Here is a 16,370-nt window from a genome sequence, read left to right as displayed (position 1 = left end):
GCCCCACCACCCACACGAGCAGCAGACCCGAGGCAACCTTCACATCATAACCAGATCAGCAGGCAACCTCATCCGTGACCTCGGTCACACACAAGCTTACCCCATCCCCAGCATCCCCCCGAGCGGATCAGACCACCCCGAACCGGGCCGGCCTCATCCCCCTGCGGGCGACAGGAAGAACATTACGAGCCCCCACCCCCACGGTCAAATCCCCACCACCCACCCACCCACAACCACTGCACCACAACACATCCGCACGAACACGGCGTCAGTCCCCGACGGTGACCGCGGCCAGCGCCCGCCGGCCGCGTCGCAGCACCGCGTACCGGCCGTGGAGGAGGGGGAAGTCGGCGAGACGCGCGTCCTCGGACGTCACCTTGCTGTTGCTCACGTAGGCGCCGCCCTCGGCGATGGTGCGGCGCGCCGCCGACCGGCTCGGCGAGAGGCCCGCGGCGACGAAGAGGTCGACCACCTCGACGTCCGCCGACCCGGTCCGCGCCGCCGGCAGCTCGGCCAAGGAGTCCCGCAGGGTCCGCTCGTCCAGCGCGAGAAGATCAGAACGTCCGAAGAGCGCCCGCGAGGCCACCTCGACCGCTCGGGCCGCATCGTCACCGTGGACGAGGGCGGTGACGTCGTGGGCCAGCGCCCGCTGCGCTGCGCGGGCGGCCGGGGCGTCGACGACCTGTCGCTCCAGCTCTTCGATCTCCTCCCGGTCGCGGAAGGAGAAGGCGCGCAGGTAGCCGCCGACGGGGGCGTCCTCGGCGTTGAGCCAGAACTGGTAGAAGGCGTAGGGCGAGGTCAGCTCCGCGTCCAGCCACACCGCGCCCGCCTCGGTCTTGCCGAACTTCGTGCCGTCCGCCTTGGTCAGCAATGGTGTCGCGAGGGCGTGGACGTGCGCACCGTCCACCCTGCGCACCAGCTCGGCCCCCGCCGTGATGTTGCCCCACTGGTCGCTGCCGCCGAGCTGCAATGCGCATCCGTGCCGGCGGTGCAACTGCAGGTAGTCGTTGCTCTGCAGCAGCACGTAGCTGAACTCGGTGTAGCTGATGCCCGTCGAGGCGAGGCGTGTCGCGACCGCCTCACGGTCGAGCATCCGGTTGACGCTGAAGTGCTTGCCGATGTCGCGCAGGAACTCGATGGCGCTCAGCTGAGCGGTCCAGTCGAGGTTGTTCACCATCGTCGCGGCCGCCGGGCCGGAGAAGTCGAGGAACGGCGCGATCTGCGCCTGCAGGCGCTCCACCCAGCCCGCGACCGTCTGCGGGTCGTTCATGGTCCGTTCGGCCGTCGGTCGCGGGTCGCCGATGAGGCCGGTGGCCCCGCCGACGAGGATGAGCGGGCGGTGCCCCGCCTCCTGCAACCGCCGTGCGGTGAGCACCTGCACGAGGTGTCCGACGTGCAGGCTCGGGGCCGTCGGGTCGAAGCCCACGTAGTAGGTGACCGGTCCCGCCGCGAGCGCTGCGCGCAGGGCGTCCTCGTCGGTGGACTGCGCCACCAGACCGCGCCACTGCAACTCGTCCCAGACGTCGCTCACGACCCGTCCGCTCCCCTCCACCACCCCGGCACCCGCCGGGCGGGCGCCTCTCGCCCACCCCACAGCCTGCCCGATCAGGTCCGGCGGCGGCGACGGGGTTGCGCCGGGCGGTAGGTGGAGACCGTCGGGTCACCCGCGACCCAGCAGCGCCAGGGTGTCGCAGCACCCGCCCCGCCCACGCCCACACGAGGTCCCCAGGACACGTCCGGGTCGGCGACCCCCGCACCGGCGAGAACGCCGAACGAGCCGCCCGCGCACACGTCGACGCCGTTCTCCGTCCCGGACACCCCCAGGGCCCGTGCCAGGCGAGCCGGCCCCCGCGCCAGGTCCGGATCGCGCCGGGCGGACAGCCGCCGCGACCGGGCGAGGTCCACCCCCTCCACCACCTCCCCACCCCGCAGGAGGACCGCGGAGGCCGCGCCGACCGGTCCGGTGACGAGGTTGACGCACCAGTGCATGCCGTAGCTGAAGTAGACGTAGGCGTGGCCCGCCTCGCCGAACATCACCGCGGTGCGCGCGGTGCGGCCGCGGAACGCGTGCGAGCCGGGGTCCGACTCCCCCGCGTACGCCTCGACCTCGGTGAGGCGCACCGACACCACGCCCTCCGGCGTGCGGTGGCGCACCACCCGCCCCAGCAGGTCGCGCGCCACGGCGAGCACCTCCCGGGCGAAGAACTCGCGCGGGAGGTGCTCGCCGACGGCGGGGATCAGCGCGTCAGCCACGCCCGGTGCTCCGCCAGCGCGTCGCGGGCCGCGTCGAGCTGCTCGGCGACGCGCACCGGCGCCGTACCGCCCACGCCGTCGCGCGAGGCCAGCGAACCCTCGGTGCTCAGCACCCCGCGCACGTCGGGCGTCAGGTGGGGGGAGATCCCGGCGAGGTCGTCGTCGGTGAGGTCCCACAGCTCCACGGGACGCCCCTCAGCGGCGCCGCGCTCCTCGCAGCGACGCACGCAGGCCCCGGCGACGGCGTGCGCGTCGCGGAACGGGACCCCCTGCCGCACGAGCCACTCCGCGATGTCGGTGGCCAGCGCGAAGCCCTGCGGTGCCAGCTCCGCCATGCGGTCCGTGTCGAAGGTGAGGGTCGCCACGAGCCCGGCGACGGCGGGCAGCAGGACCTCGAGGGTGTCGACCGCGTCGAAGACGGGTTCCTTGTCCTCCTGCAGGTCCCGGTTGTACGCCAGCGGGAGCCCCTTGAGCGTCGCGAGCAAGCCGGTCAGGTCCCCGATGAGACGCCCCGCCTTGCCTCGCGCGAGCTCGGCGACGTCGGGGTTCTTCTTCTGCGGCATGATGCTCGACCCGGTCGACCAGGAGTCGTGCAGCACCACGAAGGAGAACTCCTTCGTGGCCCAGAGGATGACCTCCTCGGAGATCCGCGAGAGATCGACACCGATCATCGCGGCGACGAAGGCGAACTCCGCGGCCACGTCCCGCGAGGCCGTGCCGTCGATCGAGTTCTCGACGCTGGCGGTGAAACCCAGCTCCGCCGCCACGAACGCGGGGTCCAACCCCAGCGACGAGCCCGCCAGCGCACCGGAGCCGTACGGCGAGACGGCGGCGCGGGCGTCCCAGTCGCGCAGGCGCTGCACGTCCCGCAGCAGCGGCCAGGCGTGGGCCAGCAGCGAGTGGGCCAGCAGCACGGGCTGTGCGTGCTGCAGGTGGGTGCGCCCGGGCATCGCAGCCCCCGGGTGGGCCGCGGCCTGCTCGACGAGCGCCTGCACCACGTCGAGCACGGACCCGGCGACGGTGCGGGCGTGCTCGCGCAGGTACATCCGCAGCAGCGTCGCGATCTGGTCGTTGCGGCTGCGCCCGGCCCGCAGCCGGCCACCGACGTCCGCGCCCAGGCGCTCCACCAGGCCGCGTTCCAGCGCCGAGTGCACGTCCTCGTCGTCGGCCGCCGCGGTGAACGCGCCGGCGGCGACGTCGGCGTCCAGGGCGTCGATACCGGCCAGCAGCGCCTGCAGGGTGTCCTCGTCGAGCAGACCCGCGCGGTGCAGGACCCGGGCGTGGGCCCGCGAGCCGGCGAGGTCGTAGCGCGCCAGGCGCCAGTCGAAGTGGGTGGACTTCGACAGCGCGGCCATCGCAGCGGCCGGGCCGGACGCGAACCGGCCCCCCCACAGACCGCTCTCCCCCGCTGCCTTCGGCTCGTTCATCGGCGTGCTCCTCGACGGGGTGCGGCGGGACGGGTCAACGGGTGCTCCTCGGGGGCTCGGTGCTGGAAGCGTCGTGTCATGCCGGCGCAGGTGGATCGGTCGCCTCGCGGCGGGCGAGGGCGAGGAACCGCGCGGCGAGCTCCGCGCCACCGGCCGGGTCGCGGCCGATGACCAGCACCGTGTCGTCGCCGGCGATCGTGCCCAGCACCGCGGGCATCGTCGAGTGGTCGATCGCGGAGGCCAGGAACTGCGCCGCGCCCGGTGGGGTGCGCAGGACGACGAGGTTCGCCGACGCCTCCGCGCTGACGAGCAGCTCCTCGCACCAGCGGGACAGGCGGGCGTCGAGCACCTCCTGGGCGACACCGGTGCGGGGGGTGCGGTCGCCGCCCTCCGACGGCAGCGCGTAGACGAGACCCGCACCGTCGCGGACCTTGACCGCCCCCAGCTCCACGAGGTCGCGCGACAGGGTGGCCTGGGTGACGACCACGCCCTCGGCGGCCAGGTGCGCCGCCAGCTCCGTCTGGGAGCGGACGGGCTCGCGCCGCAGCACGGCCGCGATGCGGTCGTGGCGGAACGCTTTCGTACCCGCCGACCCCCCGGCGGGCTGCTCGGCGCGGGCGACGGGCTCGGTCATTCGACCCCGTTGCGGGCCAGCAGCCACACCAGCAGCGCCTTCTGCGCGTGCAGGCGGTTCTCGGCCTCGTCCCACACCGCGGAGTTCGGCCCGTCCAGGACGGCGGCGGAGATCTCCTTGCCGCGGTAGGCGGGCAGGCAGTGCAGGACCACCACGTCGCCGGCGGCCCGCGCCACGGCGGCCTCGTCGAGGGCGTAGGGCGCGAAGGCCGCCGTGCGCACCGGGTCGTCCTCCTGGCCCATCGAGACCCACGTGTCGGTGGCGAGGACGTCGACGCCCTCGGCCGCCGCGGCCGCGTCGTCCGTGACGGTGACCGAACCGCCCGTGGCGGCGGCGACGGCCCGCGCGCGCGTGATGACCGCCGGGTCCGGCTGCGCGGAGGCGGGCGCCGCGATGCGCACGTGCAGCCCGGCGACCGCTCCGCCGAGGGCGTAGGAGTGCGCCATGTTGTTCGCCCCGTCACCGAGGTAGGTGAGGGTCGCGCCCGCGAGGGACCCGCGCCGTTCCCGCACCGTCTGCAGGTCGGCCAGGACCTGGCACGGGTGGAACTCGTCGGTCAGGGCGTTGACGACGGGGACGCGCGAGACGGCGGCCATCCGCTCCAGGCGGGCCTGCTCGAACGTGCGCCACACGATCGCGGCGACCTGGCGCTCCAGGACGCGGGCGGTGTCCGCCTCAGTCTCGCCGCGACCCAGCTGGGACCCGGCCGCCTCCAGCACCAGGGGGAACCCGCCGAGCTCGGCGATGCCGGTCGAGAAGGAGACCCGGGTGCGGGTGGAGGGTTTGTCGAACAGCACCGCCACGGCGCGCGGACCCTCCAGGGGCCGCTGCGCGAAGCGGTCGGCCTTCAACCGGGCTGCGAGATCGAGGACCTCCGCCTGCTCGGCGGGCGAGAGGTCGTCGTCGGCGAGGAAGTGGCGGGTCACGGACGGTCTCCGTCGGGTGCTGGGGTGGGCGTCGGGTCCACGGCGTCGAGCAGGGCGGGCAGCGCGGCGACGAAACCGTCCGCCTGCGCCGCGGTGAGGATCAGCGGCGGGGCCAGCCGCACCGCGTCGGGCCGCACGGCGTTGGTGACGAAACCGGCCTCCAGACCGGCCGCCACCAGCTGCGCCGCCACCGGTGCGGTCAGGGCGATCGCCAGCAGCAAGCCCTCACCGCGCACCGGACCCAGCAGCGGGTGGTCGATCGCCTCGATGCCCGCGCGCAGCCGCTGCCCGACGCGGCGCACGTTGCCGAGCAGGTCGTCGCGCTCGATCGCGTGCAGGGTGGCCAGCGCGGCGGCGGCCGCCACCGGGTTGCCGCCGAAGGTCGTGCCGTGCTGCCCGGGACCGAGCAGGGCGGCCGCTGCCGGGCCGAAGGCGACGACCGCCCCGATCGGGACGCCGCCGCCCAGGCCCTTCGCGAGGGTGACGACGTCCGGCTGCAGGTCGGCCCCGCCCAGGTCCGGGAGCTGGTGCGCGAGCCACGCACCGCACCGGCCGACGCCGGTCTGCACCTCGTCGAGCACCAGCAGCGCACCGGCGCGACGGGTGATGTCGCGCGCGGCGGCGAGATACCCCGGCGGTGCCGGGCGCACGCCGCCCTCACCCTGCACGGGTTCGAGGACCACCGCGGCGGTGTCCGCGTCGACGGCCGCCTCCAGGGCGGCGACGTCGCCGAACGGCACGTGCTCCACCCCACCGGGCAGCGGCTCGAACGGGAGGCGGTACTCCGGCTTCGACGTCAGGGCGAGGGCGCCCATCGTCCGGCCGTGGAAACCGTCGAGGGCCGCCACCACCTTCGCGCGGCCCGTGCGGCGGGCCATCTTGAAGGCGGCCTCGTTGGCCTCGGCGCCGGAGTTGCAGAAGAACACCCGTGAGCCCTGCGGCGCCCGCGCCACCTGCAGCAGCCGTTCGGCGAGGGCCACCTGCGGGGCGGTGGCGAAGAAGTTCGACACGTGCCCGAGGGTGGTGAGCTGTGCGGTCACGGCCGCGACGAGCAGCGGGTGGGCGTGGCCCAGCGCGTTCGTCGCGATGCCCCCCAGCAGGTCGAGGTAGCGGCGGCCCTCGGCGTCCCAGACGTAGCAGCCCTCCCCGCGCACCAGCATCCGCTGCGGTCGGCCGTAGGTGCCCATGAGGGAGTTCGCGTAGCGCTCCAGCCACACCTCGGCGCCGCCCTCGGCGACCGGCAGGGCACCGGCGTCCTGGTCGACCACCGCCGCCGCGACGGCGTCCTCCTGCACCACGGCACCCTCCTGCGCGCTCACGACGGCACCACCATCGTGCCGACACCCGAACTCGTGAAGACCTCCAGCAGGACCGCGTGCGCCAGCCGGCCGTCGATGACCGTGGCGCGCGGCACGCCGCCGCGCACCGCCCGCAGGCACGCCTCCATCTTCGGGACCATCCCCGACTGCAGGCCGGGCAGCAGCTCCTCCAGCGCGTCGGCGCTGATCTCGCGCACGAGAGAGGCGCGGTCCGGCCAGTCGGAGTAGAGGCCCGCGACGTCCGTCATGACGACGAACTTCTGCGCCCCGAGCGCCACCGCGATCGCCGAGGCCGCGGTGTCGGCGTTGACGTTGAGGACCTGCCCGTCGCCGTCGACCTGCGGGGCGATGGTGGAGACGACGGGGATGCGCCCGGCGTCGAGCAGGTCGAGCACCGCGCCGGGGTCGACACCCACCACGTCGCCGACGAGGCCGACGTCCACCGGCTCGCCGTCGACCAGGGCCGGGCGGCGCACCGCACGCAGCAGGCCGGCGTCCTCCCCGGACAACCCGACCGCGAGCGGGCCGTGGGCGTTGATCAGGTTCACCAGCTCCCGGCCCACCTGTCCGGTCAGGACCATCCGCACGACGTCCATGGCCTCCGGCGTCGTGACGCGCAACCCGCCGCGGAACTCGCTGGCGATGCCCAGCCTGTCGAGCATCGCGGAGATCTGCGGGCCACCGCCGTGGACGACGACCGGGCGCAGACCCGCGGTGCGCAGGAACACGACGTCCTCGGCGAAGGCGCGCTTGAGCTCGTCGTCGACCATCGCGTTGCCGCCGTACTTGACGACGACGATCGCACCGCGCCAGCGCTGCAGCCACGGCAGCGCCTCGACGAGCACCTCGGCCTTGGCCGCCGCCACAGCGGCCGTCCCGGCGTCCTGCTCGGCGCTCGTGCCCGTCGGGGTGGTGTCCACCGCTGCTCCGCTCACGTCGAGTACGCGCTGTTCTCGTGGACGTAGGCGTGCGTCAGGTCGTTCGTCCAGACCGTCGCCTCCGCCCCGCCGGCGTGCAGGTCGACGCGCACGCGCAGCTCGCGCGGGGCCAGGTCGACGAGGCCCGGGTCCTCCCCCGGTGCGCCGGCCACGCACACGGCGACGCCGTTGAGGCTGACGTCGAGGGCGAAGGGGTCGAACTGCGCGCTCGTCGTGCCGACCGCGGCCAGCACCCGGCCCCAGTTGGGGTCCTTGCCGAAGACGGCGGCCTTGAAGAGGTTGTTGCGCGCCACCGACCGGGCGACCTCGACGGCCTCGTCCTCGGTGGCGGCGCCCACCACCTCGATCGCGATGTCGTGGTCGGCGCCCTCGGCGTCGGCGACGAGCTGGCGGGCGAGGTCGGCGCACACGTGGCGGACGGCCTCCGCGAGGTCGGCCGGGGCCGGCGCGGTGCCGGAGGCGCCGGAGGCCATGAGCACGACGGTGTCGTTGGTGGACATGCAGCCGTCGGAGTCGATCCGGTCGAAGGTGGTGCGGGTCGCCGCGCGCAGGGCCGCGTCGAGGTCGGCGGGTTCGGCGACGGCATCGGTGGTGAGCACCACGAGCATCGTCGCCAGGGAGGGGGCGAGCATGCCGGCGCCCTTGGCCATGCCCCCCACGGTGAACCCCGCGCCGCGGAAGAGGGCCTCCTTGGCCACGGTGTCGGTCGTCATGATGGCGCTCGCCGCCGCCGCCCCGCCCTCGTCCGACAGCTCGGCGGAGGCGGCGCGGACACCGTCCAGCAGCTTCTCCGCCGAGAAGGAGTAGCCGATGAGGCCCGTGGAGCAGACGACGACGTCACCTGCACCGCAACCCGTCAGCTCACCCACCAGCTCGGCGGTGGCGTGGGTCAGCCGGAACCCGGCCGGTCCCGTGAAGCAGTTCGCCCCCCCGGAGTTCAGCACGACCGCGCGGACGCGGCCGTCGGCGCTGGCCCGCTCGCTCCACAGCACGGGGTGCGCCTTGCACCGGTTGGAGGTGTAGACGGCGGCGGCGGCGTCGGAGGGCCCCTCGTTGACCACCAGGGCGACGTCCGGCCTGCCGCTCGCCTTCAGGCCCGCGGTGACACCGGCGGCGCGGAAACCGGCGGGTGCGGTGACGCTCACGGGGCCACCCCCGCGGCGGACAGGCCCAGGCCCTCGTCGAGGCCGAGGGCGAGGTTCACGCTCTGCACGGCGCCTCCTGCGGTGCCCTTGGTGAGGTTGTCGACGGCGGAGACGACGACGACGCGGCCGGCGCGGACGTCGACGGCCACCTGGAGCTGGACGGCGTTGGACCCGAGCACCGCGGCGGTGCTGGGCCAGCGCCCCTCGGGGAGCACGTGCACGAAGGGCTCCCCGGCGTAGGCCTCGACCCACGCGGCGCGGACCGCGGCCGGGTCGACGCCGGCCGCCAGCCGGGCGGTGCTCGTGGCCAGGATGCCGCGCGGCATGGGCGCCAGCGTCGGGGTGAACGACACCCGCACCGCAGCTCCGGCCGCAGCGGTGAGGTTCTGCTCGATCTCCGGGGTGTGCCGGTGCACGCCGCCGACGCCGTAGGGGCTCATCGCCCCCATGACCTCGGCACCCAGCAGGTGCGGCTTGGGCGCCTTGCCCGCCCCGGAGGTGCCCGAGGCCGCGACGACGACGACGTCGTCGTGCTGCAGCAGCCCGGCGGCGAAGCCCGGGGCCAGCGCCAGGCTGACGCCGGTGGGGTAGCAGCCGGGCACGGCGATCCGGCCGGCGCCCTTCAGGGCCTCGCGCTGGCGGGTGCCGTCGGCCCGGGGCAGCTCCGGCAGGCCGTAGGGCCAGCTGCCCGCGTGGGTGCCGCCGTAGAACTCCGCCCAGGCGCCGGCGTCGGTGAGGCGGTGGTCGGCGCCGCAGTCGACGACGACGACGTCCTCCCCGAGTGCGGCGGCGACCTCGGCGGAGGCGCCGTGCGGCAGGGCGAGGAAGACGACGTCGTGACCGGCGAGCACGTCGGGCGTCGTGGGCCGCAGCACCCGGTCGGCCAGCGCCGGCAGGTGCGGCTGGTGCTCGCCGAGGGTGCTGCCGGCGCTGCTCGCGGCGGTGAGGGCACCGACCCGGAAGCGGGGGTGCTGCAGGAGCAGGCGCAGCAGCTCGCCGCCGGCGTAGCCGCTGGCACCTGCGACCGCTGCCGTGAGGGGGGCCGTTCCCCGTGGAGTCATGCGCATGACCATACACCCAGGCGGGTAGTCATGCACAGGATCGGACCACCGATCACCCCGCTCAGGCCAGCGGGTCCCGTGGGCCGTAGGGACGCACCAGCAGCCGGCGCGCGCCGTCCGGCAGGCCCCGGGCAGCGGCCTCCCGCAGCGCGGCCGGCGAGTCCACCCCGGCGCGCAGGAACCCGCCGGAGAAGGCGTCCAGCTCGCCGACCGCGATCGCCAGCAGCAGGCCGCCCACCTCCTCCGGCGCTGTCCACCCCGTCCGGCCGGCGTGGCCGGACATGCCCAGGCTCATCGCCGTCGGCACCACGCCGGGGGACATCTCGAACGAGCGCAGGCCGCGGTCGTACCCGGCCAGGTGCAGCGCCCCGGCGATGCGGAACAACCCGGCCTTGCCGACGCAGTAGCCGGTGTTGACCTCCCGGTCCTGCGCGCCGGCGCCGGAGGACAGGTCCACCACCCGGCCACCGCCACGCTCCAGCATCCCGGGCACCACCGCCTGCACGAGGAGGAAGGAGGAGCGCAGCGTCGTGGACACCACGTGCCACCACTCCTCCGGATCGGCCTCCCAGACGGGGACCTCCGAGCGCTCGATGACCCCGGCGTTGTTGACGAGCAGGTCCACCCCACCGAGGGCGGCCTCCACCTCGGCCACCGCCCCCGCCACCTGGACCGGGTCGGTGACGTCCGCCACCGCCAGCACGGCGCGACCACCCGCCGCCCGCACCGCCTCCGCCGTCGCGGCGAGCCGCCGGGCGTCGCGCCCCACCAGGCCCACGGCGACCCCCGCGCCGCCCAGCGCGACGGACAGGATGCGGCCGACGCCACCGGAGGCACCCGTGACCAGGGCGGTCCGGGCGGCGGGAACCCCGGCCCCCGCCACCCCGGGCGCCGCCACCTCAGGCACGCTGGACCGCTCCCGTGCGCCGGGCGGCCTCCGCCACCGCGGCCTCCCGCGCGCCTCCCGCCTCCTCCGCCGTCAGGGTCCGGTCCGCAGCGCGGAAACGCAGGCCGAACGCCAGCGAGCGCTGTCCCGCCCCGACCTGGTCGCCGGTGTAGACGTCGAACAGGCGCACGTCCTCCAGCAGGTCCCCGCCGCCGGCGCGCAGGGCGGCCTCGACGTCCGCGGCCGGCACGGCCGCGTCCACCACCAGGGACACGTCCTGCAACGCCGCGGGGAACGCGGACATCGCCGGGGCCGGCACCCGGCCCGCGGCGGCCGCCACCAGCGCATCGAGGTCGAGCTCCAGCGCGCACGTGCGCTCGGGCAGCTCCAGCGCCGCGACCGCACGCGGGTGCAGCTCCCCGGCGAAGCCGAGCAGCACCCCGTCGGCGGTGGCCAGGCGGGCGCAGCGACCCGGGTGCCACGGCGCGACGTCCGCGGCACCCACACCGAGCTCGACCCCCACCGCGGCGGCGGCCGTCCGCGCCAGCTCGACGGCATCGGCCCACGTCGCCGGCTCCGGTGTGCGACCCCAGCCGTCCGGCTGCCAGCCCGGCCCGCGGCGCGCGCCGGCGAGGAGGGCCGCCACGTGCCGCGGCTGGGCCGGTACCGCCTCGGCCAGCGCCGCCAGCTCCTCCTGCGCAGGCCGGCCGCCCACCCCCGGCAGCGGGGCGGCACCGCGGTCGGCGCGAGGCAGGGCCACCGACCCCACCTCGAAGACGACCAGGTCGCGCGAGCCGCGGCTGACGTTGCGGCGCAGCACCTCCACCAGCGAGTCCAGCACCGAGGTCCGCATCAGCGGCTGCTCGTCCGACAGCGGGTTCAGCAGGCGCAGCGCCCGCCGGCGCGGGTCGTCGGCGGGCAGGCCCATCGCCTCGTGCACGGCAGGGGCCACGAACGGGTAGGACAGCACCTCCACCGCGCCCGCGTCGGCCAGGGCACGGGCCACCGAGCGGCGCGCCCGCTGCGCGCGGGTGAGACCACGACCGGCGGGGGCGGCCGGCAGCACCGAGGGGATCGCGTCGTAGCCGCGCAGGCGCGCCACCTCCTCCACCAGGTCCACCGGCTGCGCCAGGTCGGGCCGCCACGACGGCGGGTGCACCTGCAGCACGCCACCGTCGGCGGCACCCAGGGTGCACCCGATCTCGGTCAGCACCTCGCGCACCTGCGCCTCGGCGTAGTCGACGCCCACGAGGCGGGAGGGCAGGTCCAGCGGCAGCTGGACGACGGCCCCCGCACCGCGCTCGTCGACGTCCACGCCGCCGGGCGCCGCCACGGCGCCGCCGTGCTCGACGAGCAGGCGCACCGCGAGCTCGGCGGCGGCCGGTGGCAGCGCCGGGTCGACGCCGCGCTCGAAGCGGCGGGCCGCCTCCGAGGGCAGCTTGTGCCGGCGGGCGGTGCGCGCCACCGACACCTGGTCGAAGTGGGCGGCCTCGAGGACGAGGTCGGTCGTGCCCGTCCCCACCTCGCTGTCCGCCCCGCCCATGACGCCGGCCAGGCCGAGCACCCGGGAGGAACCGTCCGGTGCTTCGTCGGTGATGAGCAGGTCCTCCGGGTGCAGGACGCGCTCCACCCCGTCGAGGGTGGTCAGCCGCTCCCCGGCCCCGGCCCGGCGCACGACGACGTCACCGCGCAGCGCCGCCCGGTCGTAGGCGTGCAGCGGCTGCCCGGTGGCCAGCATCACGTAGTTCGTGACGTCCACCGGCAGGGAGATCGAGCGCATCCCCGCCTGCTGCAGGCGCCGGCGCAACCAGGCAGGGGAGGGCGCCGCGGGATCGAGGCCCGTCACGATGCGGGTGACGAAGCGGTCGCAGCCGGGACGCCCGCGCAGCGGGGTCGCGTCGGCCAGCCGGACGCGCGGCCCACCGCCCTCCCCGGCCGGCGGGCGGACCTCCACGGCCGCCGGGTCGCGCAGGGCGGCGGCCACCGGCCGGCCGGTGGCGTGGGCGTACTCCCGCGCCACCCCCCGGATGCTGAAGCAGTAACCGCGGTCGGGGGTCACGTTGACCTCGACCGTCTCCTCGTCCAGCCCGAGCAGCGCCAGCGCGTCGGCACCGGGCGCCGGGACGGCACCACCGAGGAAGGACCCGAGCACGATGATCCCGGCGTGGTCCTCCCCGAGGCCGAGCTCCGCGGCGGAGCAGATCATCCCGTCGGAGACGTGGCCGTAGGTCTTGCGCGCGGCGATGGCGAACGGGCCGGGCAGCACCGCCCCGGGCAGGGCCACGACCACCGAGTCGCCGACGGTGAAGTTGTGCGCACCGCAGACGATGCCGCGCGGCCCGGGTCCTCCGACGTCGACGGAGCACCAGTTGATCGTCTTGCCGTTCTTCTGCGGTTCGGGCTCCACCGACAGCACCCGCCCCACGACGACGGGGCCGCTGACGCCGGAGCGGTGCACCGCCTCCTCCTCCAGCCCGACGCGGACGAGAGCGGCGGCCACCTCCTCGGCGCCGTGACCCTCGACCAGGTCGACGTGCTCGGCCAGCCAGGGCAGCGGGACGCGCATCAGCGCTCTCCTCCAGAGGTCAGGTCCTCCACGCCGAAGGCGCGGCTGAAGCGCACGTCGCCCTCGACCATGTGGCGCATGTCCGTCACGTCGTTGCGGAACATCAGGGTCCGCTCGATGCCCATCCCGAAGGCGAAGCCGGAGTAGCGCTCCGGGTCGACACCGCAGGCGCGCAGCACGTTCGGGTTGACCATCCCGCAACCGCCCCACTCGATCCAGCCCGCACCGCCCCGCTTGGCGGGGAACCAGACGTCGGCCTCCGCCGACGGCTCGGTGAAGGGGAAGTACGACGGGCGGAACCGGATGCGCGCCTGCGGCCCGAACATCGCGCGCGCCAGGTGCTCCAGCGTCCCCTTCAGGTGTGCCATCGTCAGGCCCTCGTCGACCGCGATGCCCTCGACCTGGTGGAACACCGGCGTGTGGGTGGCGTCGAGCTCGTCGGTGCGGAACACCTTGCCGGGGCAGATGACGTAGAGGGGCACGCCGCGGTCGAGCAGCGCGCGCGCCTGCACGGGCGAGGTGTGCGTGCGCAGCACCAGGCCGGAGCCCTCCCGGCCGTCCGCGCCGGCCACGAAGAAGGTGTCCTGCATCTGCCGCGCGGGGTGGTCGGCGTCGAAGTTCAGGGCGTCGAAGTTGAACCACTCCGCCTCCACCTCGGGGCCCTCGGCGACGTCCCAGCCCATCGCGGTGAAGACGTCGCAGATGCGCTCCTGCAGCGTCGACAGCGGGTGGCGCCCGCCGCGCTCCACCCGGCGGGCGGGCAGGGTGACGTCGACGGCCTCCTCGCGCAGGACGCGCTCGTCGCGCTCGGCCCCCAGCACCGCGGTGCGCTGCTCCAGGGCGGCGCGCAGGCGGCCGCGGGCGGTCCCCACCCGCTTGCCCGCCTCCGCCTTGCGGGCACCCGGCAGCGCGCCGATGGCGCGGTTGGCCAGCGCCAGCGGGCTGCGGTCGTCGGTGTGGCGCAGCCGGACCCGCTTGAGCTCGTCGAGGTCGGCGGCGGCCGCGATCGCGTCCAGCGCGGCCGAGACGGCGGCCTCGACCTCCGCCTCGGACAGCGGGTCGGGGACGGGCGGGGTGTCGGGCTCAGCCATGCGGTCGCTTCCTCGTGGGCGTGCGGGTCTCACCGCCCGGGGCGCGGACGGCGAGACGCGAGTCTGGCAGACGTCACCGGCGAGCCGCCCGACCGCGGCTCGCCCTCAGGCCCCGCCCGCGGCCGCGCCGGCCGGCTCCCCCGCGGGCAGCAGCACCCGGAAGCGGGCGCCCCCCGACGGGGAGCGGCCCACCTCCACGCGCCCGCCGTGGGCCTCGACGAGCCCGCGCACCACGTACAGCCCCAGACCGGTGCCGCTGCGCTGACCACCGCGCCAGAACTTGGAGAAGACGTAGGGGCGGTTCTCCTCGCTGATGCCCTCCCCCTCGTCGTCGACCGTCAGCACCACCCAGCCGTCGGCGGTGCGCACGTCGAGGCGCACGCAGCCGGCGCCGTGGCGCACCGCGTTCTCCACCAGGTTGGCCAGCACCTGGTCGAGCCGGTCGGGGTCGGCCCACAGCTCCGGCAGGTCGTCGCCGGCGGTGACCTCGAAGCGCTCGTCGTCGTAGCCGGCGGTGACGAGCCGCTCGACGTGCCGGTGCACCACCGCGACGACGTCCACGGGACGCCGGTGCACGTGCAGACGGCCCGTGTCGACGCGGGAGACGTCGAGCAGCTCACCGATGAGGCGCGTGACCCGGTCGGCGTCGGCCTCCACCGTGGTGAGCATCAGCCGCTTCTGCTCGTCCGTGAACCGCTCCCAGCGGCGCAGCAGGGCGGAGGTGAACTGCTTGACGGACGTCAGCGGCGAGCGCAGCTCGTGGGCGACGGTGGCGATGAGGCTCGCGGCGTCCGACTCGGCGCGCTGGCGGGCCTCGGTGCCGCGCAGCTGGACCACGACACGCGACACGGGACCACCACGGCCGGCGCGCACGTAGCGGGCCGTCACGAGCAGTTCCGACCCACCCGGCAGCAGGAGGAGGCGCTCGCGGTGGCCGGTCCGGGTCGCCAGCCCCGACCACGGGTCCGTGGCGTCCCACCAGCGCCGGCCCGAGGTGTCCTGCAGCGGCAGCGCCTCGCGGACGTCCATCCCGAGCAGGGTGCCGCCCTCGCGGCGCAGCAGGGTCTCGGCGGCGCGGTTGACCGCCGTGATGACCGCGCGGTCGTCGATGACGACGAGGCCGTCGGGCAGGTCGTCCGGATCGATCGCGACGCGAGCCGTCCCGTCCGCGGCGGTGGGCGGGACGGGCGGCTCGCCGGTCGAGGGCGTCTCGGCCACGGGCGCAGGCTAACCGCCGGGACGGGCGTCCGCCGGGCGGCGACGCTGTGCCCGGGCGCTGGCGTAGAGGCAGACGGTCGCGGCGGTGGCCAGGTTGAGGCTCTCCGCCCGGCCGTGGACGGGAACCCGCACGACGGCGTCGGCGGCCTCCCGCTCCGCGGCCGCGAGCCCCTGCGCCTCGTTGCCGAACAACCAGGCGGTGGGCCGGCGCAGGTCCGGCGTGCCGGGCTCGGGCCGCCGACCGCCCTCGCCGGCGTCGACGAGGTCGTCGAGGTCGTGCTCGCCGTCGCCGGCGGCCGCCAGCACCGCGCAGCCGGCCCGGCGCAGGGCGGCCAGGGCCTCGTCCAGCGCCGCACCGGAGACCACCGGCAGGTGGAACAGGCTGCCGGCGGTGGAGCGCACGCACTTGGGGTTGTGCACGTCGACGCTGTCCGCGCTCAGCACGACCGCGCCCGCACCGGCGGCGTCCGCCGCGCGCAGCACGGTGCCGGCGTTGCCGGGATCGCGCACGCGGCTGAGGACGGCGACGAGGCGCGGGCGGCGCTCGAGCGCGGCGTCGAGGCCCACGGTGACCGACGAGCAGACCGCGAGCAGGCCTTGCGGGGTGACCGTGGTGCTCATGGCGGCGAGCACCTCCTCGCTCACCTCGTGCACGCGCAGCCGGGCGCGGTGCGCCAGGGCCAGGACGTCGCCGTGGCGCTCGACGGCGTCGGCCGTGGCGTAGAGGTCCAGCACGAGCGGTTCCCGCCCGGCGGAGGTGGCGTCCGCGGAGGCGGCGACGGCCTCCCGCACCGCCTGCGGGCCCTCGGCGGCGAAGCGGCCGCTGCGCTCGCGCGCCGAGCGCCCGGAGCGGTCCCGGCCCGTGACCCGCTCGGCCGCCAGCCGCCCGGAGACCAGCACCATCGG

The 16,370-nt window shown here is 75.7% G+C and carries 14 protein-coding genes; all 14 read right to left on the bottom strand.

What is annotated here, in order from left to right; genetic code table 11:
• Positions 1 to 268 precede the first annotated feature (268 nt).
• Positions 269 to 1,531, bottom strand: coding sequence for a tyrosine--tRNA ligase (tyrS, locus tag ABEB16_RS06970; protein WP_345711531.1), 1,263 nt, complete (start codon positions 1,529 to 1,531; stop codon positions 269 to 271).
• A gap of 74 nt (positions 1,532 to 1,605) precedes the next feature.
• Positions 1,606 to 2,253 carry a DNA-3-methyladenine glycosylase gene (locus ABEB16_RS06965; protein ID WP_345711530.1) on the bottom strand — a complete coding sequence of 216 codons (648 nt, stop codon included), beginning with the start codon at positions 2,251 to 2,253 and terminating at the stop codon, positions 1,606 to 1,608.
• Positions 2,238 to 3,680: an argininosuccinate lyase gene (argH, locus tag ABEB16_RS06960; protein ID WP_345711529.1), complete on the bottom strand. Its 1,443-nt coding sequence runs from the start codon at positions 3,678 to 3,680 to the stop codon at positions 2,238 to 2,240. Before argH ends, ABEB16_RS06965 begins: the two co-directional genes overlap by 16 nt.
• Positions 3,681 to 3,756: 76 nt before the next feature.
• The gene (locus ABEB16_RS06955) at positions 3,757 to 4,314 is read right to left on the bottom strand and encodes an arginine repressor (protein ID WP_345711528.1); all 558 of its coding nucleotides are present in this window, start codon (positions 4,312 to 4,314) and stop codon (positions 3,757 to 3,759) included.
• Positions 4,311 to 5,240 (bottom strand): ornithine carbamoyltransferase, encoded by a 930-nt coding sequence (gene argF, locus ABEB16_RS06950; protein WP_345711527.1) that lies wholly within the window; start codon positions 5,238 to 5,240, stop codon positions 4,311 to 4,313. Before argF ends, ABEB16_RS06955 begins: the two co-directional genes overlap by 4 nt.
• On the bottom strand, positions 5,237 to 6,559 hold the full coding sequence (locus ABEB16_RS06945; RefSeq protein ID WP_425560120.1) for an acetylornithine transaminase: 1,323 nt from the start codon (positions 6,557 to 6,559) through the stop codon (positions 5,237 to 5,239). Before ABEB16_RS06945 ends, argF begins: the two co-directional genes overlap by 4 nt.
• The gene (gene argB, locus ABEB16_RS06940; RefSeq protein WP_425560119.1) at positions 6,556 to 7,479 is read right to left on the bottom strand and encodes an acetylglutamate kinase; all 924 of its coding nucleotides are present in this window, start codon (positions 7,477 to 7,479) and stop codon (positions 6,556 to 6,558) included. The genes ABEB16_RS06945 and argB overlap by 4 nt, the downstream gene beginning before the upstream one ends.
• Before the next feature lie 11 nt (positions 7,480 to 7,490).
• Entirely contained in the window at positions 7,491 to 8,642 is a 1,152-nt protein-coding gene (argJ, locus tag ABEB16_RS06935) for a bifunctional glutamate N-acetyltransferase/amino-acid acetyltransferase ArgJ (RefSeq protein ID WP_345711526.1), read from the bottom strand.
• Positions 8,639 to 9,709, bottom strand: coding sequence for an N-acetyl-gamma-glutamyl-phosphate reductase (gene argC, locus ABEB16_RS06930; RefSeq protein WP_345711525.1), 1,071 nt, complete (start codon positions 9,707 to 9,709; stop codon positions 8,639 to 8,641). Before argC ends, argJ begins: the two co-directional genes overlap by 4 nt.
• 55 nt (positions 9,710 to 9,764) lie before the next feature.
• A complete protein-coding gene (locus ABEB16_RS06925; protein ID WP_345711524.1) occupies positions 9,765 to 10,610 on the bottom strand; it encodes an SDR family oxidoreductase in 846 nt (281 codons plus the stop codon).
• Positions 10,603 to 13,155 carry a phenylalanine--tRNA ligase subunit beta gene (gene pheT, locus ABEB16_RS06920; protein WP_345711523.1) on the bottom strand — a complete coding sequence of 851 codons (2,553 nt, stop codon included), beginning with the start codon at positions 13,153 to 13,155 and terminating at the stop codon, positions 10,603 to 10,605. Before pheT ends, ABEB16_RS06925 begins: the two co-directional genes overlap by 8 nt.
• The gene (pheS, locus tag ABEB16_RS06915; protein WP_345711522.1) at positions 13,155 to 14,246 is read right to left on the bottom strand and encodes a phenylalanine--tRNA ligase subunit alpha; all 1,092 of its coding nucleotides are present in this window, start codon (positions 14,244 to 14,246) and stop codon (positions 13,155 to 13,157) included. Before pheS ends, pheT begins: the two co-directional genes overlap by 1 nt.
• A gap of 105 nt (positions 14,247 to 14,351) precedes the next feature.
• Positions 14,352 to 15,464 (bottom strand): sensor histidine kinase, encoded by a 1,113-nt coding sequence (locus ABEB16_RS06910; RefSeq protein WP_425560118.1) that lies wholly within the window; start codon positions 15,462 to 15,464, stop codon positions 14,352 to 14,354.
• A gap of 9 nt (positions 15,465 to 15,473) precedes the next feature.
• The gene (locus ABEB16_RS06905) at positions 15,474 to 16,367 is read right to left on the bottom strand and encodes a TrmH family RNA methyltransferase (RefSeq protein WP_345711532.1); all 894 of its coding nucleotides are present in this window, start codon (positions 16,365 to 16,367) and stop codon (positions 15,474 to 15,476) included.
• Positions 16,368 to 16,370: the final 3 nt, after the last annotated feature.

This window comes from Kineococcus glutinatus (assembly GCF_039542765.1).
GTDB lineage: Bacteria > Actinomycetota > Actinomycetes > Actinomycetales > Kineococcaceae > Kineococcus_A > Kineococcus_A glutinatus.
The sequence above is the reverse complement of the archived record's forward strand: the minus strand, read 5'-3'. Positions and strand labels throughout refer to the sequence as shown.

Coding starts and splice junctions, on each gene's coding strand:
- pheS (WP_345711522.1), bottom strand. CDS start 14,246: ATGGCTGAGCCCGACACCCCGCCCGTCCCCGACCCGCTGTCCGAGGCG.
- pheT (WP_345711523.1), bottom strand. CDS start 13,155: ATGCGCGTCCCGCTGCCCTGGCTGGCCGAGCACGTCGACCTGGTCGAG.
- argC (WP_345711525.1), bottom strand. CDS start 9,709: ATGCGCATGACTCCACGGGGAACGGCCCCCCTCACGGCAGCGGTCGCA.
- ABEB16_RS06905 (WP_345711532.1), bottom strand. CDS start 16,367: ATGGTGCTGGTCTCCGGGCGGCTGGCGGCCGAGCGGGTCACGGGCCGG.
- ABEB16_RS06955 (WP_345711528.1), bottom strand. CDS start 4,314: ATGACCGAGCCCGTCGCCCGCGCCGAGCAGCCCGCCGGGGGGTCGGCG.
- argH (WP_345711529.1), bottom strand. CDS start 3,680: ATGAACGAGCCGAAGGCAGCGGGGGAGAGCGGTCTGTGGGGGGGCCGG.